General features: G+C 40.4%; 28 protein-coding genes. 5 read left to right on the top strand and 23 right to left on the bottom strand.

Going from position 1 to position 20,765, the window contains the following annotated elements; translation table 11 throughout:
• Positions 1–167: 167 nt before the first annotated feature.
• Positions 168–929, bottom strand: coding sequence for an SDR family NAD(P)-dependent oxidoreductase (locus tag AR337_RS16860; RefSeq protein ID WP_059173173.1), 762 nt, complete (start codon positions 927–929; stop codon positions 168–170).
• Positions 930–1,152: 223 nt separating this feature from the next.
• Here AR337_RS16860 and AR337_RS16855 point away from each other — a divergent pair, with 223 nt between their 5' ends.
• Together AR337_RS16855 and AR337_RS16850 are read left to right on the top strand one after the other, a co-directional pair.
• On the top strand, positions 1,153–1,923 hold the full coding sequence (locus AR337_RS16855; RefSeq protein ID WP_059173172.1) for a hypothetical protein: 771 nt from the start codon (positions 1,153–1,155) through the stop codon (positions 1,921–1,923).
• Between the two features lie 182 nt (positions 1,924–2,105).
• Positions 2,106–2,891: an SDR family oxidoreductase gene (locus AR337_RS16850; protein ID WP_059173171.1), complete on the top strand. Its 786-nt coding sequence runs from the start codon at positions 2,106–2,108 to the stop codon at positions 2,889–2,891.
• 214 nt (positions 2,892–3,105) lie between these two features.
• Here the strand turns inward: AR337_RS16850 and AR337_RS16845 are convergent, their stop codons facing one another.
• Both AR337_RS16845 and AR337_RS16840 read right to left on the bottom strand, forming a co-directional pair.
• On the bottom strand, positions 3,106–4,281 hold the full coding sequence (locus tag AR337_RS16845) for a NupC/NupG family nucleoside CNT transporter (RefSeq protein ID WP_059173170.1): 1,176 nt from the start codon (positions 4,279–4,281) through the stop codon (positions 3,106–3,108).
• 847 nt (positions 4,282–5,128) lie between these two features.
• Positions 5,129–5,716 (bottom strand): NAD(P)H-dependent oxidoreductase, encoded by a 588-nt coding sequence (locus AR337_RS16840; protein ID WP_156424435.1) that lies wholly within the window; start codon positions 5,714–5,716, stop codon positions 5,129–5,131.
• Between the two features lie 119 nt (positions 5,717–5,835).
• On the opposite strand from AR337_RS16840, the gene AR337_RS16835 reads away from it, so the two are divergent.
• Positions 5,836–6,267 carry a MarR family winged helix-turn-helix transcriptional regulator gene (locus tag AR337_RS16835; protein WP_059173169.1) on the top strand — a complete coding sequence of 144 codons (432 nt, stop codon included), beginning with the start codon at positions 5,836–5,838 and terminating at the stop codon, positions 6,265–6,267.
• Positions 6,268–6,645: 378 nt separating this feature from the next.
• Here AR337_RS16835 and gvpU read toward each other — a convergent pair whose 3' ends face one another.
• The 18 genes from gvpU to AR337_RS16755 all read right to left on the bottom strand — a co-directional run bounded on the left by gvpU (position 6,646) and on the right by AR337_RS16755 (position 17,828).
• On the bottom strand, positions 6,646–7,050 hold the full coding sequence (gvpU, locus tag AR337_RS16830; RefSeq protein ID WP_059173168.1) for a gas vesicle accessory protein GvpU: 405 nt from the start codon (positions 7,048–7,050) through the stop codon (positions 6,646–6,648).
• A gap of 1 nt (position 7,051) precedes the next feature.
• A complete protein-coding gene (locus AR337_RS23290; RefSeq protein ID WP_059173167.1) occupies positions 7,052–8,578 on the bottom strand; it encodes a YtxH domain-containing protein in 1,527 nt (508 codons plus the stop codon).
• Between the two features lie 56 nt (positions 8,579–8,634).
• Entirely contained in the window at positions 8,635–9,096 is a 462-nt protein-coding gene (gvpT, locus tag AR337_RS16820) for a YtxH domain-containing protein (protein ID WP_059173166.1), read from the bottom strand.
• Between the two features lie 23 nt (positions 9,097–9,119).
• Entirely contained in the window at positions 9,120–9,443 is a 324-nt protein-coding gene (gene gvpJ, locus AR337_RS16815) for a gas vesicle protein (protein ID WP_059173165.1), read from the bottom strand.
• A gap of 22 nt (positions 9,444–9,465) precedes the next feature.
• A complete protein-coding gene (locus AR337_RS16810; protein ID WP_059173164.1) occupies positions 9,466–9,750 on the bottom strand; it encodes a gas vesicle protein K in 285 nt (94 codons plus the stop codon).
• Positions 9,716–9,988, bottom strand: a complete 273-nt coding sequence (locus AR337_RS16805) for a gas vesicle protein (protein ID WP_059173163.1) — start codon at positions 9,986–9,988, stop codon at positions 9,716–9,718. Before AR337_RS16805 ends, AR337_RS16810 begins: the two co-directional genes overlap by 35 nt.
• Before the next feature lie 16 nt (positions 9,989–10,004).
• On the bottom strand, positions 10,005–10,811 hold the full coding sequence (locus AR337_RS16800) for a GvpL/GvpF family gas vesicle protein (protein WP_059173308.1): 807 nt from the start codon (positions 10,809–10,811) through the stop codon (positions 10,005–10,007).
• A 14-nt stretch (positions 10,812–10,825) separates the two neighbouring features.
• Positions 10,826–11,080: a gas vesicle protein GvpG gene (locus AR337_RS16795; RefSeq protein ID WP_059173162.1), complete on the bottom strand. Its 255-nt coding sequence runs from the start codon at positions 11,078–11,080 to the stop codon at positions 10,826–10,828.
• A complete protein-coding gene (locus AR337_RS16790; protein WP_059173161.1) occupies positions 11,080–11,847 on the bottom strand; it encodes a GvpL/GvpF family gas vesicle protein in 768 nt (255 codons plus the stop codon). The genes AR337_RS16795 and AR337_RS16790 overlap by 1 nt, the downstream gene beginning before the upstream one ends.
• Before the next feature lie 15 nt (positions 11,848–11,862).
• A complete protein-coding gene (gene gvpN / locus AR337_RS16785) occupies positions 11,863–12,786 on the bottom strand; it encodes a gas vesicle protein GvpN (protein ID WP_253701849.1) in 924 nt (307 codons plus the stop codon).
• A 17-nt stretch (positions 12,787–12,803) separates the two neighbouring features.
• Positions 12,804–13,064 carry a gas vesicle protein GvpO gene (gvpO, locus tag AR337_RS16780; RefSeq protein ID WP_059173160.1) on the bottom strand — a complete coding sequence of 87 codons (261 nt, stop codon included), beginning with the start codon at positions 13,062–13,064 and terminating at the stop codon, positions 12,804–12,806.
• Between the two features lie 68 nt (positions 13,065–13,132).
• Positions 13,133–13,396 carry a gas vesicle protein GvpJ gene (gene gvpJ / locus AR337_RS16775; RefSeq protein WP_059173159.1) on the bottom strand — a complete coding sequence of 88 codons (264 nt, stop codon included), beginning with the start codon at positions 13,394–13,396 and terminating at the stop codon, positions 13,133–13,135.
• A gap of 27 nt (positions 13,397–13,423) precedes the next feature.
• Positions 13,424–13,870: a gas vesicle protein GvpQ gene (gvpQ, locus tag AR337_RS16770; RefSeq protein ID WP_059173158.1), complete on the bottom strand. Its 447-nt coding sequence runs from the start codon at positions 13,868–13,870 to the stop codon at positions 13,424–13,426.
• A gap of 303 nt (positions 13,871–14,173) precedes the next feature.
• Entirely contained in the window at positions 14,174–14,323 is a 150-nt protein-coding gene (locus AR337_RS23815) for a hypothetical protein (RefSeq protein ID WP_253701845.1), read from the bottom strand.
• 26 nt (positions 14,324–14,349) lie between these two features.
• The gene (gvpA, locus tag AR337_RS16765; RefSeq protein WP_059173157.1) at positions 14,350–14,610 is read right to left on the bottom strand and encodes a gas vesicle structural protein GvpA; all 261 of its coding nucleotides are present in this window, start codon (positions 14,608–14,610) and stop codon (positions 14,350–14,352) included.
• Positions 14,611–15,096: 486 nt separating this feature from the next.
• Positions 15,097–15,231, bottom strand: coding sequence for a hypothetical protein (locus AR337_RS23960; protein ID WP_301335729.1), 135 nt, complete (start codon positions 15,229–15,231; stop codon positions 15,097–15,099).
• Between the two features lie 132 nt (positions 15,232–15,363).
• The gene (locus AR337_RS16760) at positions 15,364–15,804 is read right to left on the bottom strand and encodes a MarR family winged helix-turn-helix transcriptional regulator (RefSeq protein ID WP_059173156.1); all 441 of its coding nucleotides are present in this window, start codon (positions 15,802–15,804) and stop codon (positions 15,364–15,366) included.
• Between the two features lie 197 nt (positions 15,805–16,001).
• Positions 16,002–17,828 (bottom strand): M3 family metallopeptidase, encoded by a 1,827-nt coding sequence (locus AR337_RS16755; RefSeq protein ID WP_059173155.1) that lies wholly within the window; start codon positions 17,826–17,828, stop codon positions 16,002–16,004.
• A 277-nt stretch (positions 17,829–18,105) separates the two neighbouring features.
• Between AR337_RS16755 and AR337_RS16750 the strand changes: the two genes are divergently transcribed.
• Entirely contained in the window at positions 18,106–18,633 is a 528-nt protein-coding gene (locus tag AR337_RS16750; RefSeq protein WP_059173154.1) for a GrpB family protein, read from the top strand.
• Between the two features lie 79 nt (positions 18,634–18,712).
• A complete protein-coding gene (locus AR337_RS16745) occupies positions 18,713–19,471 on the top strand; it encodes a phosphotransferase family protein (protein WP_059173153.1) in 759 nt (252 codons plus the stop codon).
• 187 nt (positions 19,472–19,658) lie between these two features.
• Here AR337_RS16745 and AR337_RS23955 read toward each other — a convergent pair whose 3' ends face one another.
• Both AR337_RS23955 and AR337_RS16740 read right to left on the bottom strand, forming a co-directional pair.
• Positions 19,659–19,787 (bottom strand): hypothetical protein, encoded by a 129-nt coding sequence (locus AR337_RS23955; protein WP_301335728.1) that lies wholly within the window; start codon positions 19,785–19,787, stop codon positions 19,659–19,661.
• Between the two features lie 16 nt (positions 19,788–19,803).
• Positions 19,804–20,592 carry a nitroreductase family protein gene (locus AR337_RS16740; RefSeq protein ID WP_253701841.1) on the bottom strand — a complete coding sequence of 263 codons (789 nt, stop codon included), beginning with the start codon at positions 20,590–20,592 and terminating at the stop codon, positions 19,804–19,806.
• Positions 20,593–20,765: the final 173 nt, after the last annotated feature.

The raw sequence follows: 20,765 nt of genomic DNA, 5'->3' as shown, positions 1-20,765 counted from the left end.
AAATGTCAAAACCCTGCTCCTTTTGAGCGGGGTTTTGTGTTTAATGGCTTCGTATTTTTCATTAGCTGGATTTTCGATTACGAGTGGGTCTCTTTTTGAGAAGATTATAAGTTTATAGATTGACGTGTGATTGGGAAAAAAGATTTATTTCTATTTCCTGCATAATCCTAAAAATTCATTCTAGATTGTCCGCCGTCTACATTTATGCTGGCACCTACAATCCAGGATGCTTTTTCCGAGGCGAGAAATACTGCAACATTTGCAATTTCTTCTGGGGTGCCGAAGCGGCCGGCTGGTATTTCCTTTTTTACGAATTCTTTTATGCCTTCCGGGTCAGCCTCAAGGCGTTTTTTCCAATTACCTGTCTCGTGCAATATGCTGCCTGGCGCGATGCTATTAACCCTTATTTTATTTGAAATCACTTCGTCAGCCAGTGACTTGGTAAAACTGATCAAGGCAGATTTTGCATTGTTATAGGTAACCTTCCCTCCGCTTTCCCTGCCGAAAATAGACGTAATATTAATGATCGAACCTGATTGTTGCTTTTTCATATGCTCTACAGCTAATTTACTTAAATGGACAGTTGAAAAGTAATTCAACTCCATTGCCTCGTAGTATAAACCCATGTCTGTTTCTGTCGCTAACCCGCCATTGCTTCCGCCTGCATTATTGACTAAGACATCGATTGTTCCGTATTTTTCAACAAAAGAATGGATCAGGTTCTCTCGTTCCTCTGGATTGGTAATATCTGCTTTAAAAATGGCAGCATTTCCTTCAAGTTCTTCCCTTGCCTCTTCCAGCGCTTCCATCCCCCTGGCCGAAATTCCAACATTCGCTCCCTCCGCCACAAACGCCCTTGCAATGGCTTTTCCAATACCCTTCGAGCCGCCAGTGATGAGTACATTTTTTCCGTGCAATTGTAAATCCATCATTATGACTCCTTTTCAGTTAAAACTAGATTTATTATACCCTACAGTAGAAGATATGAAGACTGAAAAGGAATTCGAATACTAGGGGAAGAAGTAATGAAACGCTAAAAAGGCGTGATCATTAATATACTCCAATAGTTTTTTCCATTATTTATAGTTTGACCGTTTTTAAGCCCTTTCGTATGATTAAAAAGTTAGAATTTTATATTAGGAAGTGTGAAAGTTGAAAGAATTTTTTAAATCGTTAAACGCTATTGAAAAAATTGGTTTAGCCGTTTTCGTGCTTGGCATCGTTTTAACGGCATCATGGTTGCCAAGTATTTTGTATGCGTTGTTTTCCAGAATAGCTCCTGAGTATCCTTTTACCAGAGCCGATTTGTTCAGTACCGCATTATCTTTTACTAGCGGGGGATGGAAGGTTTATTTCGGGCTCGTTTTTTTCATTTCTGGACTAGCTATTCTTTATAAGAAAAAAACACTCGTTAAAACTAAGAAAGACATTTGTAATTCTTTCATATTGGTTTTCGTAATTGGAGCAATTTTTTCTTTATTACAGTCCCTCTCCGGGGATATCAAGTCTTTCTTGGTTATGGGCAGCCCTTCCATAGCATTAACTCTTATGATTCAAAAACTCATTGGTGTGTTTGGATGGACAAACCATGTATCCTTTCTCATTGTTGTGGCCGGGTTCTTTTATCTATACAGCCAATACAAACAAAAAGTTCCTGCAAATGAACAGGTATATGAAGTTAACACAACAGATTTAATAGAAGAGGAGAAACATACATTGGTAAATAAGCATTTGTCTGTGGGAAAGTGGTTTTGGACTATTTTTTTACTCGGGATTCCTATTGTGAATTTTATTTTATTATTGGTTTGGGGATTTGGACCAGATAGCCCTAGAAAGAACTTTTCTTTGGCTGTTCTCTTGTATAGCCTGATTGCAATAATATTAACTGTGATTGTAGTTCTATTGGGTATGCTTTCTTCTTAATTGAGTAATAAGAAATAGAAATAGACCGTTTCGTATATCGCGAAGCGGTCTTTTTTATATGATGGAATACAAATTATCGGCACTCACCCTACCCAGAAATCTAAAAAGAATTTCATCCACTTAACTAACATATGAATATTTAAAAGGTTGAATTTTTCATGACAGTTATTCGGAGGAATAGTATGAAAGTACTCAATAAAGTTATTGTTGTAACAGGTGCTGGTGGCGGGATTGGGAGAGAGCTTGTTCGCCAACTTCTAGAAAAAGGAGCTAGAGTCGCAGCCATCATCCATAAATCCGGGCTAGAGGAAACAAAGTCGTTAGCAACAGTCTATGGGGATAAGATTTCGATACACATGGCTAATATAGCAAACAGAGATGATGTGGAAAAATTGCCGGAAGAAATCATCGCCATACATGGGTGCATAGATGGGATCATTAATAATGCGGGAATTCTTCAGCACTTCCGCAGCGTGAATGATTTAAATTATGAACAAATTCAAAAGGTCATAGATGTCAACTTTTATGGGACGCTTTATATGTGCAAATCGTTTTTGCCATACCTTTTAGAACGGCCAGAAGCCTACATTACAAATGTATCAAGCATGGGCGGATTTCTTCCCGTGCCGCTTCAATCGATTTATACAGCTTCAAAAGCTGCTGTCAAAATGTTAACTGAAGGCCTTCATTTAGAGCTTAGAGACACCAATGTTGGTGTAACGGTCGTCTTTCCTGGTGGAGTCGATACGAACCTCGTCCGAAATTCCGGAATTAATGCAGACGGAGTTCAGAGCCATTCCTATAAGTTGCTCAGTGCGAATGCAGCAGCCGCCATCATTATTAAAGGGATGGAAAATAAAAAATACCGGGTATTAGCCGGGAACGATGCCAAAATAATGGACTTCTTATATCGTTTAAATCCGAAAAAAGCAACAGACATCATTGCTAAAAAGATAAAAACACTCTAGAGCAGTATATTGAGCAGATGACGCTGTCTATAACTCAAAAAAAGTCTAAATGGGCAAGCTGCGGATGACATCAGCACAATAATATTGAGGTCCATGGTATTTCTTCTTCATAGTTCAAACGAACTTCTACGTTCTCCATACAGTCCGATTTTTTTAAGGACAATAAAAACCCCCTTCAGCATTAACTTGCCGAAGAGGGCTGAACTTTTTCATATTACAGGAACAATCCAACAATCGTACCAGTTAGGACTGACCCCATGGTAGCGACTAACAATACCTTTAAACCAACCTTAGCCAATCTGCTTGCCTGTTCGCCATTGATAGCTTGTACAGTTCCGAGGACAATTCCGATGGAAGAGAAGTTGGCGAAGGAAACAAGGAATGCTGAGACAATCCCGACAGTTTTCGGGCTCATTTCAGGAATGATTTTCATAAAATCAAGCATGGCCACGAATTCATTGGCAGCTACCTTTGTTCCCATTACGGAGCCTGACCTGACAATCTCAGACGCTGGAATCCCCATAATGAATGCGACTGGGGCAAAGATATAACCTACAATTTCCTGGAATGTCATGCCCACTAAGTTTTCTAATACAAAGTTGACCATCGCCAGCAAGCCAATATACGTGATGAGCATCGCGCCGACAATTAATGCTGTTTTTCCTCCGATTAATGTACCGTTCCCGATTGCTTCGAACAGTGATTTTTCGGGAATCATTTCTTTAATATCAATATCATCGTCTTCTTCTTTCGGCACTGGGCTAACCATTGAAGAAAGAATCAAACCGGAGAAGATGTTAATCGGTAACGCGACCAGAACAAACTCTGCAGGAATCATCTGCATGTAAGCGCCTAATATCGAGCAGGATACAGCAACCAGAGATGATGTGACAACGATAAAGAGACGGTTTGGCGAAAGTTTGTGAATTTGCGATTTTACAGACAGGATTGCAGTTGTATCACCGAAAACCATTGAGTTTACCGCTACAAACGACTCAATTTTCGGAAGTCCGGTTATTTTAGCAACTGCACCGCCGATGTATTTAATGGCCAGCGGCAAAATTCTTGTATACGTCAAAATTGAAAGCAATGCTGAGACGAAAACAATCATCATTAATACGTTAACAAAGAAATAGTTTTTCCCTGCGAGGTCACCGAATACGAAAGCTATCCCTTCGTTACCGAATGAAAGAACTTTATTAAAGACATTAACGATTGCTTGCAGGACTTTCTTTCCTATAGAAGTATTGAGCATGAACCAGGCTATAAACAGCTGAACAGCCAGCATGATCCCTACTGCACGGAAATTAATATTTTTCTTGTCGTTTGACATAAGCCAGGCAGTACCAATGAGTGCAAGTATCCCCAAAATTCCTATAATGATTGACATGATTTTGAACTCCCATCTTTGCAAGCAGTTAACCGTTCATTTCAATGGCCATCGGTTAACGCTTTCATTTCAATTATTATTTCGAAATAATTATAGCACGGGTTTTGCACATTTGTTAACACTTTTTTGAACGTAATTAATGCTTATATATTGGTAATTAAACTATTTTTACCCCGATTCAAATTATTATACAATTTCAATTCCGGATTAGTAAAAAGCTGAAATTTTGTGAAAAATCTTATTAAAAGGCATTCATAAAGGAAAAACGATCCTTCATTGAGAAGCATCGTTAACCTATTCTTATTAAAGTTTTAGCCATTTCTTTTTTGTCTATTCATAATTAAAGTCTCAAATAAAATAAAACACTGGTATATTTTAACTATATTGGAATAATTGTTATTTACAATAAATTAGGGTAGGCAATCAACCTGGCCACCAGCTTAGTCGAAACGTCCTGATTTCCTAGGGATTAACTTCACACTGCCGAGGTGCGCACCAGAAATCCTTAACCTTTAAGTCCATGCCGTTTCTATACAGCGCTGCCAGACCTTTGACCAAGTATAACTAATATCCATCCCAGCCTTTTCACAGATTCTCATGTTTAACTGGGCCAGGACCCCATGGCAAAAATGAGTTTGATACAAAAAATACACCCGGCTAACTATCAACCGGGTCTTGTAATATATATCCTGTAGTTATCTATGAAGTACTCTATGGTAACAGCATGCCAATTTGACTCCCTCATTTTTTTATAATGATACGCCCTTCATCTCAATTTAGGATTGGGAGGAAATCAATTTCCCCCAATCATCTCCTCATTATAAAACCGTGATTTCAAATGGTTCTATTAGTTGGCTACTTTTTTAAAATACTTGTAGACCTTCTCCATTTTCTTCGCCTGGTTCCCGTTAAGGTTTTCCATGTTCCCGAATTCAAAAAACTTCACCTTCTTGATCCCGACGAAATTGAACAGGGCCCGTTTCATGAGAATCTTATGCGCGTTATTGAGCCAGAGGAATGGATAGAGGGTCGGCCCCTTCATGGTCGACACGCACACGACTGACTTTCCCTTCAGCAACCCTTCCGGAAAATAGCCCTTATTATCTTTATATGCGAAATTTGACGCGAATAATTGGTCGATGTAGCCAAGAAGCATGGCGGGCGGCCTTCCCCACCAAATCGGATAGATGAAGACAATTTTGTCTGCCCATGTCAGCTGCTTCCTGTATTTTTCTATTCCAGGATCCTTGTGCATATCACGTCTACGCTTTTGCTCATTGAAAACGAGTAGCGGGTTGAAGCCCTCCTCGTATAAATCGAGGACTTGAATTTCCTTGATGTTTGCATTTTCCTCGCTGCCTTTAAGGACTTTTTCCAAAAAGGCATAATTCAAACTGTTATGATTGGGGTAAGTAAAAATGATTAGCATGTTCAAAAGACAGCACCCCTTTAATTATCATTAGATAACTAAATTATAGCACCTCAGGATTTAATTATCAATTGATAATTGTTTTCGGATAACAAATTTGTTATCTTTTATGAGAGGTGAGGACAGTGGACAAAAGGGTTCTTTTCCAAAAGGTTGTATCCTTTACAAGTTCCGTTCATCGGGTTACGTATGAACTAACAAAAAATGCGAAACCCGATTCGATTTCGCAAGTTCAATATAACATTCTCGAATATATCGCCGTCAGCCAACCGGTTACCCCAAGTGAAATCAATGACTGCCAGAACATGTCCATGCCGAACACCAGCCGGGAGCTGAAAAAATTAAGCGAAAAAAACTTAATTGAAAAGATTCATGATAGTGAAGATCGGAGAAAACAATTCATCCGCCTCTCTAAAGACGGAGAAGCCATGATGAGCGATGCTTTTGCGATGATTGAAGCACGATTTGAAGATCGGATCGTGCATGCTTCGAATGAAGACCTGGAGGAAATCGAACGGGCTCTGGATATCCTTAGGGAGAAATTGTTTTTTGATTAAGCGGCTTATTGAATCGATTCCGGCAGCTATAAGATGGATTGAGGTGCACCCTTCTCAATTATTCGGATTGATCCAAGCATCACTAGAAAGGGCTGCCCCACACAGTTAATTGGATTTAATTCCTGGTTTTACGGCTACCTGCCATCGGCAGCTATGCCTCCTTGAAAACAACGTGGTCGCGCTCAGGAGGAAATAACAGATAACAACCCAAAACCAAATTTGGAGAAACAAAAACAAAGGTTGTCCCTAATGGTCAACGACCTTTGGGACAACCCCCTTAAAAATGTAAACTGCCTTGGCCTGTTCAGTATTACCTGCCTTTTGTTTAGTGGCTCGGCCAACAGGGAATGGGCTGATACCCTCCCGGCAGAATTGAATCTAATTGCTCTTAGAATTACCATCTACTACTCTGCCAAGGAAAAACCCATCTATCTCACTCAATTTGCCTCTCCAAAGAAACTCACCTTTTGAAGGGGTAGATTTGCTGTCCCCACAATAAACTCTTGTGTTTGTTAAATGAATAAAATTAGCTGTATTGTTGGCATCAGAATCAGCGGCTTCTCCAGCATTTATCAGCATGTCACTCAATTTTTCTGCTATATCTCCACCATCCTCAAACGCCTGGCTCAGTGACTCGAAATATTCCTTGGCCGAAACCAAAGTGCCTGTAATGACTGCTCCCTTTACGTTCAACGTAATATCCAGATTGTAATTGTGTTTATTGGCGGCTTGTACAAATACCTCAAGAACATTATCTTTCCGCGGTTCGGATTGATTACTCATCTTACTCATCCCTCTTTAGCCCATTTAATAGATAAGTATCCTCTTCCTCTTGAAGCACAGTGTATTTTTCTTTGGGAGTATTTTTTTTACTTGAGTTTTTTGCCGGCCTGCCCTTTTTGCTGCCTGTGTTTTTGGTTGTAGCACCTTTACTATTGCTGCTTGATTTTCCATTTTGCTCTTTTGGTTCTTGTTGTTCTTCTTTCTCGTCCTCAGAGGTATCCTCTGATTCTTCGTCTTCCTCCTCGTCCTCCGGATTATCTTCTGTTTCTTCGTCTTCCTCCTCGTCCTCCGGATTATCTTCTGTCTCTTCGTCTTCCTCCTCGTCCTCATGAGTATCTTCTGTTTCTTCGTCTTCTTCCTCGTTCTCAAGAGTATCTTCTGTTTCTTCGTCTTCTTCCTCGTCCTCTGGAGTATCTTCTGTTTCTTCGTCTTTTTCCCCATCCTCAGGGGTATCTTCTGTTTCTTCGTCTTCTTCCTCGTCCTCAGGAGTATCTTCTGTTTCTTCGTCTTCTTCCTCGTCCTCTGATGAATCAGCTGTTTCTTCGTCTAGATTCCCTGTGGTTGAATTGCTTTCCTCAGTGCTGGCTGATCCGTCTTCCTGATCTCCCTGGGAAGAAGCGGCTGTTAAGGAATCTTCTGATCTGTCTTCTGAATCGTCTTGTTCATCACCGCTGGCTATATCCGAATCTTGATCAGAGGTTTCTTGTTCGCTTTTCGATCCGATATTCTCTTCCTCTAGAAGATTAAGTAACAAACTCTCTATTTTATCCAGGCGTTCTTTTATCTTTTGATTTTGTGCTTTTAAATCGTCGCTTTCATTTCTTTCTGTTTCTGTTTCTGAGTTGTTTTCAGGCTGTCGATCGACCGGCTCTTTCTCGTCATCGACTGAAGAACTCTCATTACTACCCGGTCCGATCAGTCTTGTCTCAGTAAAGCTGTTTTCATCCTGCCCAAAGGTATCGCTTTGGCTATCTGAACCGGTTAAGCCGGAATCTTTCGATGAATTACCATTTTCTCCAGCCAACTTACCTGACTCGGAGCTGTTTTGATTGGTCCCTTCTTCTTGCGAATCACTGTTTTTGCCCTTAAATAATTTTCCGAACATTTCTTCCATTTTCTCAAGACGATCACTCAAAGAACCATTTTCGGAGTTTCCCTCGTTTTTATTCATTAACTTGGAGGCAGATTTCTTTACGGTATCCAGTGCTTTCTTGGAACTATCCTTGGCTGCACTCCCTAATTCCGAGACATTTTCAGTGATGCTGTCCTTAACTTTCTTGCTGTTCTCTGGTGTAGCGATATATCCAATGGCAGCACCAATTGCACCCCCGGCCAATGACCGGGTTAACGAACTGCTCATCAATCTTTTTGATTCGGCAGATTGCTCATTTGACTGGCTCTCATTTGTTTGGTTTTCATTCGTTTTGTTTTCTTTCGTTTTATCTTCAGTTCCCACTTTGCCACTTTCTTGGGTATCATCTTTTAGATTCTCAGTTGTTAGGTCTTGATTGTTTTTTTCTTCTTTCATTTTATACCCTCCAATAAATAGATTTATATTGGACTAATTTTCATTTTCTATGAAATTTATCCGGCATTGTATTCAGAACTGCTGTCCTTTTTCCGGTCATTCTTGCTGTCTTTGGAGTGAATGAAATTATTTAACATCTCCTCCAATTTGTCCAAACGTTGATTTAATTTCTCAGTTTCCGATATTCCGCCTTTACCGTCGTTTGCTTGAACAGTTGAACTGCTATTGGATCGAGAGGATTCTTTTTTGCCAAAAACCTTGCCTGCGGTTGTTTTAACACTTGATAAGGCTTTCTTTGATTTTTCCTTAACTGTACCGCCTAAATCAGAGCCCTTGGTTTTAAGGCTATCTGCATTTACAACTTCCATTACTTTCTTGCCATTTTCCGGAGTTGCAAGATAGCCGATTGTGGCTCCGATAATCCCTCCAGCTATGGAGCGTTTGATTGTTTCAGTTTTGGTATTGCTTCCAGTTTGAGTGTCTTGAGGTTGATTCACAGCATTGTTTGTGCTTTCCATTTTTATAACCTCCTAAGTTATAGTTAGTTGGGTGCGTTTAAACGGTTTGTGGACAGATTTCCTTCAAGTGCTTCCAGCCGTTCCTGAAGTCGCTTGTTCTCTTCTTCCAATGCTTTCGTCCTGTTATCATTTGCTTTGGAAGAAAGGTAAGGGTCATTTTCCCACCAGTCCATCCCAATTTCTTTTGCTTTATCAACGGAGGCCACAATCAGCCTGATTTTAATGGTCAAAAGCTCTACGTCAGCGATCCCGATTGAAATATCGCCCGCTATCACGACACCTTTGTCCAGTATTTTCTCAAGGACATCTACAATCGTACTGGATTGCATATGGTGCTCAACTGCCATAAATTTGTCCTCCTTAGGCTTGTCAGAGTAAGCTTCCTAAAGGACCTAGATCGATATTTAAGTCTTCATCATCCAAGCCGAATATTTCTTTTAACTCTTCCATTTTTTCTTCCAGGTTCATCAGCGCTTCACCCAAATTTTCGATTTGCTCATCTGTAAGGGTTCCACCTTCAACACGCCTTATTGCGTGCCTTTCGACAATTTGCCTTAAAAGCTCAATCACAGTCAATACAAGCTGTGCCAATCCATGTTCTGCATTATCAGGATCCAGGTTAATCTTTCCATTTGTTTGGCTGGCCGGTTGCATGCAGCAGCTCCTCCCTTTGCATATCGAATTGATCCGAAGATATCGTTTTTCCTTTCTGCTGTGCCTGAACTAGTGATTCAACCGAAGCGATCAAGACCCGGAGATCGAGATAAACCAGATCAACCCCTGCAATGGAAATGACCAAATCCGCTCTGAGGGCCACTCCTTTATCCAGAATCACATCCAAAATATCAATCAGGGCGATTTCCTTATTTTCTATTGATTCTCTAAGTGACATATCTATCAATCCTTATTTATGAAAAGCTCGAAAAATGGTAGGCTGGCCAGGGACCTGTCACCTCAAAGTGCCATCCTGTTTCTTTCAGTTCCTTTTCATTTTGCTGGATTTGTTCCAAAAAAGGCTCTACCTTTGATTTGGGAACAAGGTACACACCATTCCAGGCCATATTGTCTTTTCTTCCTGTTACATCTTTGCCCCAGGTTTTTTTGACATTTCCTTCAAGGGCGATTTCTTTAAAATGCAGATGGACTTTTTCACTAATCCGGTTTTTTTCTTCCTCAAGTTCTTTTTCGATTAATGTTTCAAGTTTTTTCTTTTCAAAGAATTGCTTTCCCTTGGATAACTGGCTGATTTCCGCTCTTTTTTCTTCAATCGCAGGATTGGTTTCGCTTACCCGTTGTTTTAACAACTGGTCATTACAGTAAATCTTTACATTCCATTCTTCATTATCTGCGAGCAAAGAAAAGGTTTGTTCTATTTTCGCTACCTTGGACTGTACGGCCTGTCCAAGGCTGGCCTCACTTTTGTATAACACGCAAAATTTTAATGGAATAATAGTGAACATTTTTGATAGATTTAAAACCGTTTCATGATGGTGGAATGCTTTTTCCTGAAGCCACTCCATATCGTTATTGATCCTGTCACTAATGGTTTCTTCGCTATATTCCTCTGAATCAAGCTTGCTGACTACCGCTGTGATATTTCCAATGGAAAGCGGATAGATTTCCCTGCGGCCGTCAAATCCCTTATCATTCGGAAGCGCACTTTCTTTCACTTCTTTTGTTGGGACCAACCCATATAAATAAATCAGTTCGCCCATAACTCCTGCCTTCCTCACTTCTTTTTTGTCATTTCCTGCCATTGTTCCATTTCTTTCTGTTTTGCTATTTCATACCTGGCCATCAATTCTTGTTCTTTTGATTTATAGGCTTCCTCCGGGATTTCATCCAATTCATACATCATTTGAAGCTGGATGAGTTTTTGCTGAATGGTTGGAAGGTCGTAAAGTTCTTTATCCGCCTCCTCTTTCACCTTTTCAGCAATTTTAATAACGAGGTTGATAGGAGCGGAAACCAATTTGTGCAGCATCAGGCATTTTCAACCGTTAGTCTGATATTGACAAAATTATATGCCGGCCAGGGACCGCTGTAGTTAAACTCGACCTTATCCTTCCATTTTTCATTAACAGCATTCACCTGTTCATCGAATATCTGCTCTTTATCCCGGTCTATTAAAAATGACGCATTCAGCAGCATTTTTTCGCTTATAGGATTATTTGTTTTAGAGGCTTCTGCCAGTTCGGTTAACGGCTGAAAAACTTCCATCTCAATCTCCTTTTGAAGAGATTTAATAAGATTTTGCGCCATTCCGCCCAGTTGGATCCGTTCATAGTAACTGGCCGCTTCAGATTTCCCCTGGACAGAGTTCGCCAGAGCGCCTGCTTTTGAGTTTTCCTTAATCTTTGATTCAAGCCACTGCTGTTTTCCGATGACTTTTAACCCCAGTTCGATTTTTCCTTTAATTGCAGGAAAAAGCTCCTGAAACTGCGGATATAGATTTTCCAGGAGTACTTCAACATCTCCCTTTGTATGGAAGACATTCCCGAAACTAACGGGAATGACGGTATCATTTTGGTTCATTACAAGGGATACAGCCTTTTGGTGCATCATAAGGTTATCCTTGTTTGGCTGATAAATTTTTATAGGGGCTTCCGCTGCGACCATTCCGGAATCTTTATACCGGATAACAAAAAGTTCCCGCTTCTCTCCGTCAAACTCGATTTCACCAAATGTCTCATTTGAATCCGTCTGAATTCCACAAAAGATATAAATACCCATTTGCTCTCCCTGCTTCATTCTAAACTCTCCCCTTTACTCCTCATTTATCTTGATGCTCTCGCATAATGTAATAATCAGCTCTTCTGCTTTTTTATTAGGCTGAGCCTCTTCTTTAAAGCACTTGCTGGTTTGATGGCCTAATATATCAATGCAAAGCTGTTGAAAATCTGGATCTTTCCCTTTTATAGACGTTTTTTCGTTCTCTGCCAGACTGGCAATCATTAAAGAAGCTCTCAAGCTTGGTCCGTCTTCTTCTTTACAGCTTTTACGCAGTTCCCCAATGAGGGAAGTAATGAATCTGGCTTCCTCGAGATTTATGCCGGTTTTCTCCGAAACGATTTTGGCTTCCTGCTCACTTTCCTTGTGGTCAATGAAAATGGTGATGAGCCGATCTAGCAGGGCGTCCTGAGTTTTATAAACCCCTGCATACTCGGAAGGATTACTGGTAAATATCACTCTGAATTCCGGGTGCACGCGGATAAATGGCTCAGTCATTTTTGTTCCAAAAAGCGGGAGAATTCCCTCTTCAAGCAATGATAGGAAAATATTGTTTGTTGTGGGTTTGGAACGGGTAAATTCGTCATAAATGAGGGTATACCCATTTTTAACAGCCTCTAATAAACGCCCATCTTTCCATACTTCCGTCAGGCTTTCATCTTTTTTATAAACGGATCTTATATAGTTATCCACAACCTTTTTGCTTGTATAGCCAGTAAAGTCACCAATAAGGTCATTATTATTTAATTCATGGTTTCCATGAATCAGCATGATCGGCCTCTTCCGCTTTTTAGCAAGAGCAAGTGCAAGCGACGTTTTCCCTACTCCGGAGGGACCTGTGAAATGCACAGGATAACCGGCAGCCAAATATCGTTGAGACCGAAGCAATAAATCCTGGGTGCTATTGTCCATCGTAATTGGTGACTTATGCTGTTTATTGCTCTGCTTCAAGACTGTCACTCTTTTACCACACCCTACTATTCTTGGTTAATGGAGCTTCTGAAACGCAGCTCCTGCCGTTTATAGGAAGAAATTTCTTTCTCATGATTCAGGCTGACTTCATAAACGCCTATCATTTCATCCTTTGCATACTTTTTCATGTATTCTTTTTCTTCTATTACTTCAACAGTGAGCTTCCAGCCGTTTTCAGCTTCTTCTATTGAAGTAATCTTATGGACGGGTGCAACAAACTCATTAAAAAATTCTGTCACATTCCCTATAATCTTTTTAATTTCCATTACCGGCCTCCACCTTTTAAATAAGCGCCAGGATATGTGTTGTACATATCCTGACACTACCCATCATCCTAAATACTAAACCTGGCGTTGCTTCTTTCATTTTCCCGGGAAGGAAGCCCCTTCTCTTCAACTTCATCTCTAAGCAGCCCTACCGCTTCTGCATAGCGGAGCCACGTATCCACACTTGCAATAACTACCCTCGCTTCAACCGTCAGTATTTCAATCCCTACAACGGATACCCTAACAAATGCATCTATAACAATCCCTTTATCCAGAATCCTATCGATAACTTCTGCAAGACTAGAACTATCTGTACTTTTTTGAACAGCCATTCTTGATTCTCCTTTCTGGATGTTAAATCAGGAGCCCATTGTTTTAATGTCATTTGATGACTTGATATTGGCAGCTCCCTTAATATCGTTAGTCCCCTTAATGCTGCTGGCACTTTTTATATTGCTGATTCCTTTGACTTTGCGTTCTTTCTTTTTTTGGGAAGATGACAGGTTTTCCTGGAGTTCTTTCCCTGCCTCTTTTGCCCTGCCTACTTTTTCCCTGGCAGTAAGGAGGGCATCCTGGGTTTTCTCTTTTGCTTCTTCGGCCTTATCGTGAAGATTTTCAGCAAAATGTTCCCGTTTTTCTTCTAATTTTTCTGTGAAATTTCCAGCTTTTTCCTGGAAACTTTCAACAGCATTTTCTTTGGCTTTTTCAACAATTTCTTTTTTTACTTTTTTCTTTATTGGCTTGGGGGTATGTTCGATGATTTCTTTCGCAACTTTTCCTGCTGCTTTTTTCAGTCGTTCTCCCACCACATTTCCCCCTTTGTTTTGTTAACCGTTATCGCTTCTCGACTCAGCCAGTTTTGAGAGCATTTCTTCGATACGGTCAAGGCGGTCATTCAGATTTTTATTTTCTTCCTTTATTTCTTCAAACTTGGAAGTGCCCCTTGCATCTGCTGCCGCTGAAGCCGCATCAGTGTTTTCGAGATAATTGGATGCAAATTGACTGATGCTTTTTTGGGCCTGGGCAGTGATAATTTCTTGAGCGGCTTTCTTCAGTTCATGGCTTGTATTCTTTACAAACTCTGACTGTGCGAAATTTTCAAAGACTTTTTAACTAGTTTCCTGGGTTGAAAGCAACCCTATCCCTGCGCCCACAATTCCGCCAACTATTGCAAGATTAATTGAAAAATTTCCATTTTCCATTTTTTCTTCTTGTTGATCCGTTTCCTGCAAATGCAGGTTATTTTCCATTTCCGGCATAAATAATTACCCCCTTTCTGATTACTTTATAAACTAAACTGAGGGATTCCCTCTTTATCGTCACTTGTAAAACTTCTCCTAGCGCCTTCTTCCTTAAGAAGTCCAACAGCTTCGGCATAGCGCAGCCATGTATCGACACTGGCTATCACAATCCTGGCTTCAACCGTCAAAATTTCAATCCCTAAAAGTGAGACTCTTGCGAAAGCATCGATCACTATCCCTTTGTCGAGAATCCTGTCTATTACTTCTGCCAGGCTTGAACTATCCGTACTCTTTTGAACGCTCATCCCAAGTCTCCTTTCCTTCCAGTTTAGGCTGCCGGGGCAGATGTTATCTTTAGGCTTATAGTGCTTTTTACCTTTATGTAGCGAAGATAAACGAGAAACAGCGAAAAAATTAATATACCACTTTAGACATATTTAGGAATTCATCTGTTGGGAATATAGCAATTGAATCAAACCACCCTATGGTGCTAATCATCATTCATCCGATTAAAAGCCCTGCTGCATCAACAAAAAAAGCAGTCCAATTCAGTTGCGAATTGGACTGCTAGTTAGTGTGCTAAGTACGTTTTTGCATTCAAAAATTGTTTGAATAACTGTTTCAACGTATAGCTAAATTTGGAAATGTAGGGAATCATTTTCGGCGCTGCCACTTCTCTTTTTTTAAAAAAATTGTCTTAAAAACCCTTTTCCAACTCATCAACAATATCCCCTATTTGAGCGATAGCCTGTTTAATGACGTCTGTTGTGGACATATCGAGTCCGGCCATTTTATATCATATTTATTTTTTCGTATGCGTTTTTAAAAATATACATGCCCGGCCGCTTACGAACAGCTTCAAGCCCTTCCAAAACCTGTATCTGGCTGGCATCATATGCTTGCTCTTGTTCTTCTACCAGTGCCATTTAAATCTAATCCCCTTCACTTTTCCAACTTTATAAGAATAAAGACAGATAAATTGTCAATAAGGTTGACTATTTAAATATAAAGAAAAACCTCCTCACTGTCAACTTAAATGACATTAAGGAGGTTAACTTTTATTCATGAATATCCCAATCCAACTTTAAAATGTTTTTAAGAAGATCAACTTGCTCAGCACCAATTTTTTCTGCGATTTTACTTTCCAGGCGAGCTTTGAGGGCTTCGTTTTTTTCGTAGCACTCTTCTCCTAAAGCTGTTAGCTTAATACATTTTTCTTTCTTGTTGTTTTCTGCATTGCTGATTTCGACTAATCCTTTATCAGACAGCTTTATGATAAATTTATGGATGGCCTGTCGGGAAATTTCAACATTTTTAGTAATATACGAAATGTTGGGCTGTTTTTTATAAATCCGCGCCATTATATACCATTCAGAATTTGAAATATAGATATCACTTTGTTTGTTCCAGGCATTCTCTGAGATTTTACGGACCAAGCTATGACGCTCACTTAATAGGTCAATCAGATCTAAATTTTGTAATTCAGAGTTTGAAATCAATTACTCCACTCCAATCCCACATTTTCTCCATTACTATACAATATAGGGAGCCAAAGGCAAAGTTTTTGTTCAGTGGAGTGTTGTTTTGCCGTGCGTCAGGGTTTTAACAGCGAGATTCAGGGTCTTCGCATCAAAAGATATACCAGTCGGAACCTCTAGATTTTTGCTAATCCTTTATCTTTTGGCTCCCCCTGCAATTAAAAACTTTTTTCCAACTCATCAACAATGTTCCCCACATGAGCGATTGCCTGTTTGATGACGTCTGTTGTGGACATATCGAGTCCGGCCATTTTGTATAAGTCGAAGCCGCTCATCGTTCCTCCCCGCTTCAGGACATCTGTCCATTGTTCACCTACAGATAATCCTTCCGCTTGGATCCGTTTCGCAACTACAGTGGATGCGGATGTGCCGATTGAATAAGTAAACGGATAAAGGCCCATGTAATAATGCGGCTGGCGCATCCATGTTAGTTTCGCGCCTTCATCGATTTCGACTGTGTCTCCCCAGAACTCTGATAAAACAGCCCCTTTCGTGTTGCTGATCACGGATGTCGTCAGGGGAGTCTTTTGGTCGGCCATCTTGTACAGCCTTCTCAGTAATTCAGCCTCCAGAATATGAGTGACGCAATTATGATGGTAGCTCATCATCGAGTACATATTCAGCCAGCGGTGCAGCCTCGGGTCGTCCCTATTTTCACGCAGGTATTGGACAATTAGATGTTCAACCAATGTCGAGGGTGCCTCGACGAATAACAGCGATTGGCCGTTGTTGATGAATTTTTGATTTTGGGCAGCAAGCGTGAGATGGATGGCGTGGCCTAGCTCGTGTCCAAGGAGAATCACATCAAATAGGTTGCCGCCCCATGGGTAAAATGAATAGCCATGGACGCCGTGGACACCGCCGCCAAAGGCAATCATTCTCCGCCCGACATTATCGCCCCTGTATACCCATCGCTCCGTAAACACCTTTCGCATCAGGTCCTGATATTCAGAACCCAGCACTCCTACTGCTTCAACAATGATTTCCCCTGCTTCCTCATAACTGATGGGCGGATCAAAATCAGGGTCCAGCGGTGCTTTTACATCCGAGAAAAGCAGCCTATCCAAGCCAAGCTGACGTTTTCTTAGACGCGCATATCTTTGCATATGGGGGGCAAGATCCTGCTGAAACGTATCGAGTACATCTTCAAAGTATTGGCGTGGAATGCCATCCCCTGCATAAAAGTTGTTGTCTGCCGGTGAATCATATTGCAGCAAATAATCCATCGTCGTTGGATACTGGCGCAGTTTTGCAATCGAAACATTTTTATGTATTTGACTCGTTAACGTTTGGGCCAGGCCATGCTGGTATTTTTTCAAACCATCTGAGAGTGACTGATATGCATTTCTTCGCAGCACTGTATCCGGTGACGTTTCAACTTGGGTCATATACATGAAAAGGGAAACCGGCACCTCTTTTCCATCCTTATCTTTAACAGACTCAAATGTGAGATCGGAGGCGGTAACCGTTAAGTAGATGGAATTGGATGCGTTTAATGTTTGGCCCAAAGAAGACAGCAAATCCTCCATATCCGGCTTTAATGAGTGCTCCCGAAGGTTATCGATTTTCTCCAGGAATCGGTGATAGGTTTGTAGGCCACTCTCCTCTTCCATGTACGTTGGCAGTACATCTTTCGCCGATTGAAGAAACTGGTTCACGATAACCGTACTAAGATTGTAGGATTTTTTGGCCAGATTCTGCGAACGCCCGAGCCTGTGCTGATTGTCGGAGTCAGTTCCATCTTCGGAGTATTTGTAAAAAGCGTAGCTGGATACTCTGCTGAACCTTTCCATTAGGCTGTCGTATTTTCGAAGTAAATCCAGGGTGCTTTTTGCACTATCCATGATAATGTTACCTTCAAGCATCCCATCCAAATCCTGATCAACCTGAATGTAGGCTTTTTCCCACTCTTCATCAGAAGCAAAAATAGGCGTCAAATCCCAAGTTTCCTCCACCGGCACATCCTTACGCGTAATCACGCTCATGTCAAACTCCCCTTTTTTATATAGTACATAATATTCTGATAATATCATGTTTACCGGCCAGTTGATATATCATTTTTATCAAACAAAAGAGACACCTAGTGGATTCCCCACTGTGTCTCTTAGCTTTTGATACTTTTTCTATAAGACTGCTTCTTTTAAAAAAAGACAGATTTATAAAGCAGGGCAATTGGGTATTTATGTTAAAATTAAGGCAGGGTTTTCAGGGAGAAATGTGTCTGGTTGAATTGGACCGTATAATAAATCGGGGGTGATTGACATGGAGAGGGTCAATTTTACTAAGATTGATGATTTTAATGAAACGGCAGAAAAAGCTTTTACATTTCACAAAGCGGTAATCGGAATGATGCTTCCAGAAGCAGACATACAGCATGTGGGCAGTTCAGCGATTCCCAACAGTATTACAAAGGGAGACTTGGATATACAAGTTCGAGTTAAACCGGGCCAATTTACTCAAGCAGTTCAAAAACTTTCAAAGCTATATGAGCTAAATGAGGGCAGCACAAAAACGGAAACGTTTAGAGCTTTCAAAGACGATACGGTAACTCCTCCTTTGGGAGTACAACTAACAGTTATTAATTCAGAATTCGATTTCTTTTGGAAATTTCGAGATGTTTTGCTAATGAATGATCAGTATAGACAAGAATATGATGAATTGAAAAAGAACTTTGAAGGAAAGGATATGGAACTTTACAGGGAAGCGAAAAACCAATTCTTCGAAAAATTAAGGGCCTCGCCTGAATATAGCAGTGTGAAGGAATCTGGGTCTTTTGATAACAGGAGTTAGGTTCAACAAAGATTGCAAAGATAGGAAGTCGAATAATAAAAGTGCAGTTGTAGTTCAGAAAAATTAAGGAGAGATACTTATGAATTTAGGTGCTCCGATAGCAATAGGAAATACAGCAAAAATCTATCTCCATAAAGACAAGATTTACAAAGTATTTAATGACTACTTGCCTGAAACGGAAGCTTTTAATGAATCTGCGAAACAAAAATATGCTTATTCGTGTGGACTTCCTGTACCAAAAATAATCGATGTTACGAAAATAAATGGTAAACAAGTTATTATTATGGAGCTCATAAAGGGCCAATCAATAGGTGAGATTCTTTCTGAAAACATGGAACAAGCAGAATATCACATGAACATTATGGTTCAAATACACCAACAAATTCATAAGGTTGAGGTTGAGGCCGATTCGATTGAATCTATGAAAGAAAAGTTAAGTCGTCAGATAAACTCTACAAATAATTTAAGCAACAAGCATAAGTCTGCTTTATTACAAAAATTGAATAAAATTACCTTTAAAAGTAGGCTATGTCATGGAGATTATCATCCGTTCAACTTGATCATGACAGATACTAACGTGACAATCATAGATTGGGTGGATGCCAGTGCAGGGGATTTACGCGCCGATGTATATCGTACATATCTTCTCTATTCCCAGGTTTCAACTGAATTAGCGGAAATGTACTTGCATCTTTATTGTGAGAAAAGCGGGTTAGCAAAAGATGAGGTATTACAGTGGGCTCCCATTGTAGCTGCGGCAAGGTTATCGGAAAATGTGCCGTCTGAGATCTCGGTACGCCTTTTAGACATAATAAATCAATCCTGTCCTTTATTGTGAAATTTAAAAACGGCGAAGAGGATATCCCTAATTAGAAATATATCAAGACGAAGTATAAGCCTACTTAACAACAGATACGTTGACACCTACAGTAGTAAAGGAAAATCCAAGCTCAGTGATTTGAAGAATCACTGAGCTTTTTTGCGCTAAAAAAAGCAAATATATCGAGACTGAAAACCCACGTCCATTATATGAGTTTTGTCTCATCTTTAGGAGTTGCCAACAGCGTTTTTTCGAGCTCAAGCCTCATTTTTTCCGTTTCGATTAGATAGTTTTCGTGTTTCAGCTTTTCCAGCTCCAGCTGATCTTTCACCATTTGGGGGATAAAACCCTTACTCGTTCTCCATAAAGTTCTGCTTCTCCAGGTAGTTCAGCACGGTTTTTGAAAAATCGATGTGGGATTCTTTCGTATACTTGGCTATCGTATAGACCTGAGCAAGATTTTTCAATCCCATTCGTTCTGTCATTTCTTTAAGCCTAGGGATGTCCATGTAGCGTTTCCAGCCTTTTTCATTTCTATCTTTGTAGATTTCAAGGATTTCTTCATCTGAATAATCACGATACGTTTCATAGTGAACAAGTCCATGCCTTGGCAATCGGTCTCTTGGTGCAGGGTTTTCTGCGGGATACCCTAATGAATAACCCACAACCGGTACCACATTCGGCGGCAGATTCAGCAGTTCGCCAATTTGGTCGCAATTTGCAAGCGTGGACCCCATATAGCAAATGCCCAGCCCTGCATTCTCCGCTGCCAAAGCACAATTTTGCGCGGCCAGCGTTGCATCAATCGCACCAATCATGAAGCTCATGAAGTTGTCGAAATGGACAGGAGCATCATTGAGCTCAAGCCATTTTCTCATCCTATTAAAATCGGCGCAAAAAGTTAACAGTACAGGCGCATCAACGACCATCGATTGCTCCATATGTGCTGTGTATAGCTTTTGCTTCAGTTCTTTGTCCTTTGTGACGACAATCGAATAAGATTGCATATTACCGCTTGAAGAGGCTCGAATGCCCGCATCCAATATTTGCTCGAGCAGCTCCTGGCTTACTTCCCGGTCTTCATATTCCCGTATCGATCTATGTCCGTGTATAACATCGTTGAATTCCAACCCAATCACTCCTTCTAAAAGAACTATACCATTTAATGTGAATGTTCTGAATAGAAAAATTTCGTTTTACGAAAGTTCAGTTATCATTGCAACGTAAAAACCACCTGCTTATCATCAGCAAGTGGTTTTTAGATGTTGCGGTCTATCCGTGAAACATTTCGTGTAACAAGAAAATTCGGGGA

It is taken from the genome of Bacillus sp. FJAT-27445, from assembly GCF_001510665.1.
Lineage (GTDB): Bacteria > Bacillota > Bacilli > Bacillales > Cytobacillaceae > Bacillus_D.
The sequence above is the reverse complement of the archived record's forward strand: the minus strand, read 5'-3'. Positions and strand labels throughout refer to the sequence as shown.

Bases quoted from the DNA above. Each gene is read 5' to 3' on its own strand.
- AR337_RS16810 (WP_059173164.1), bottom strand. From the start codon at position 9,750: ATGCAACCGGCCAGCCAAACAAATGGAAAGATTAACCTGGATCCTGAT.
- AR337_RS23955 (WP_301335728.1), bottom strand. From the start codon at position 19,787: ATGGTGAAAGATCAGCTGGAGCTGGAAAAGCTGAAACACGAAAACTAT.
- AR337_RS16850 (WP_059173171.1), top strand. From the start codon at position 2,106: ATGAAAGTACTCAATAAAGTTATTGTTGTAACAGGTGCTGGTGGCGGG.
- AR337_RS16745 (WP_059173153.1), top strand. From the start codon at position 18,713: ATGAATTTAGGTGCTCCGATAGCAATAGGAAATACAGCAAAAATCTAT.
- AR337_RS16750 (WP_059173154.1), top strand. From the start codon at position 18,106: ATGGAGAGGGTCAATTTTACTAAGATTGATGATTTTAATGAAACGGCA.
- AR337_RS16845 (WP_059173170.1), bottom strand. From the start codon at position 4,281: ATGTCAATCATTATAGGAATTTTGGGGATACTTGCACTCATTGGTACT.
- gvpA (WP_059173157.1), bottom strand. From the start codon at position 14,610: ATGAGCGTTCAAAAGAGTACGGATAGTTCAAGCCTGGCAGAAGTAATA.
- gvpU (WP_059173168.1), bottom strand. From the start codon at position 7,050: ATGAGTAATCAATCCGAACCGCGGAAAGATAATGTTCTTGAGGTATTT.
- AR337_RS23815 (WP_253701845.1), bottom strand. From the start codon at position 14,323: ATGCCGGAAATGGAAAATAACCTGCATTTGCAGGAAACGGATCAACAA.
- AR337_RS16805 (WP_059173163.1), bottom strand. From the start codon at position 9,988: ATGTCACTTAGAGAATCAATAGAAAATAAGGAAATCGCCCTGATTGAT.
- AR337_RS16795 (WP_059173162.1), bottom strand. From the start codon at position 11,080: ATGCTGCACAAATTGGTTTCCGCTCCTATCAACCTCGTTATTAAAATT.
- AR337_RS23960 (WP_301335729.1), bottom strand. From the start codon at position 15,231: ATGGCACTGGTAGAAGAACAAGAGCAAGCATATGATGCCAGCCAGATA.
- AR337_RS16790 (WP_059173161.1), bottom strand. From the start codon at position 11,847: ATGAAGCAGGGAGAGCAAATGGGTATTTATATCTTTTGTGGAATTCAG.
- gvpT (WP_059173166.1), bottom strand. From the start codon at position 9,096: ATGGAAAGCACAAACAATGCTGTGAATCAACCTCAAGACACTCAAACT.
- AR337_RS23290 (WP_059173167.1), bottom strand. From the start codon at position 8,578: ATGAAAGAAGAAAAAAACAATCAAGACCTAACAACTGAGAATCTAAAA.
- AR337_RS16860 (WP_059173173.1), bottom strand. From the start codon at position 929: ATGGATTTACAATTGCACGGAAAAAATGTACTCATCACTGGCGGCTCG.
- gvpJ (WP_059173165.1), bottom strand. From the start codon at position 9,443: ATGGCAGTTGAGCACCATATGCAATCCAGTACGATTGTAGATGTCCTT.
- gvpJ (WP_059173159.1), bottom strand. From the start codon at position 13,396: ATGGCTGTTCAAAAAAGTACAGATAGTTCTAGTCTTGCAGAAGTTATC.
- gvpO (WP_059173160.1), bottom strand. From the start codon at position 13,064: ATGGAAATTAAAAAGATTATAGGGAATGTGACAGAATTTTTTAATGAG.
- AR337_RS16755 (WP_059173155.1), bottom strand. From the start codon at position 17,828: ATGAGCGTGATTACGCGTAAGGATGTGCCGGTGGAGGAAACTTGGGAT.
- AR337_RS16800 (WP_059173308.1), bottom strand. From the start codon at position 10,811: ATGGGCGAACTGATTTATTTATATGGGTTGGTCCCAACAAAAGAAGTG.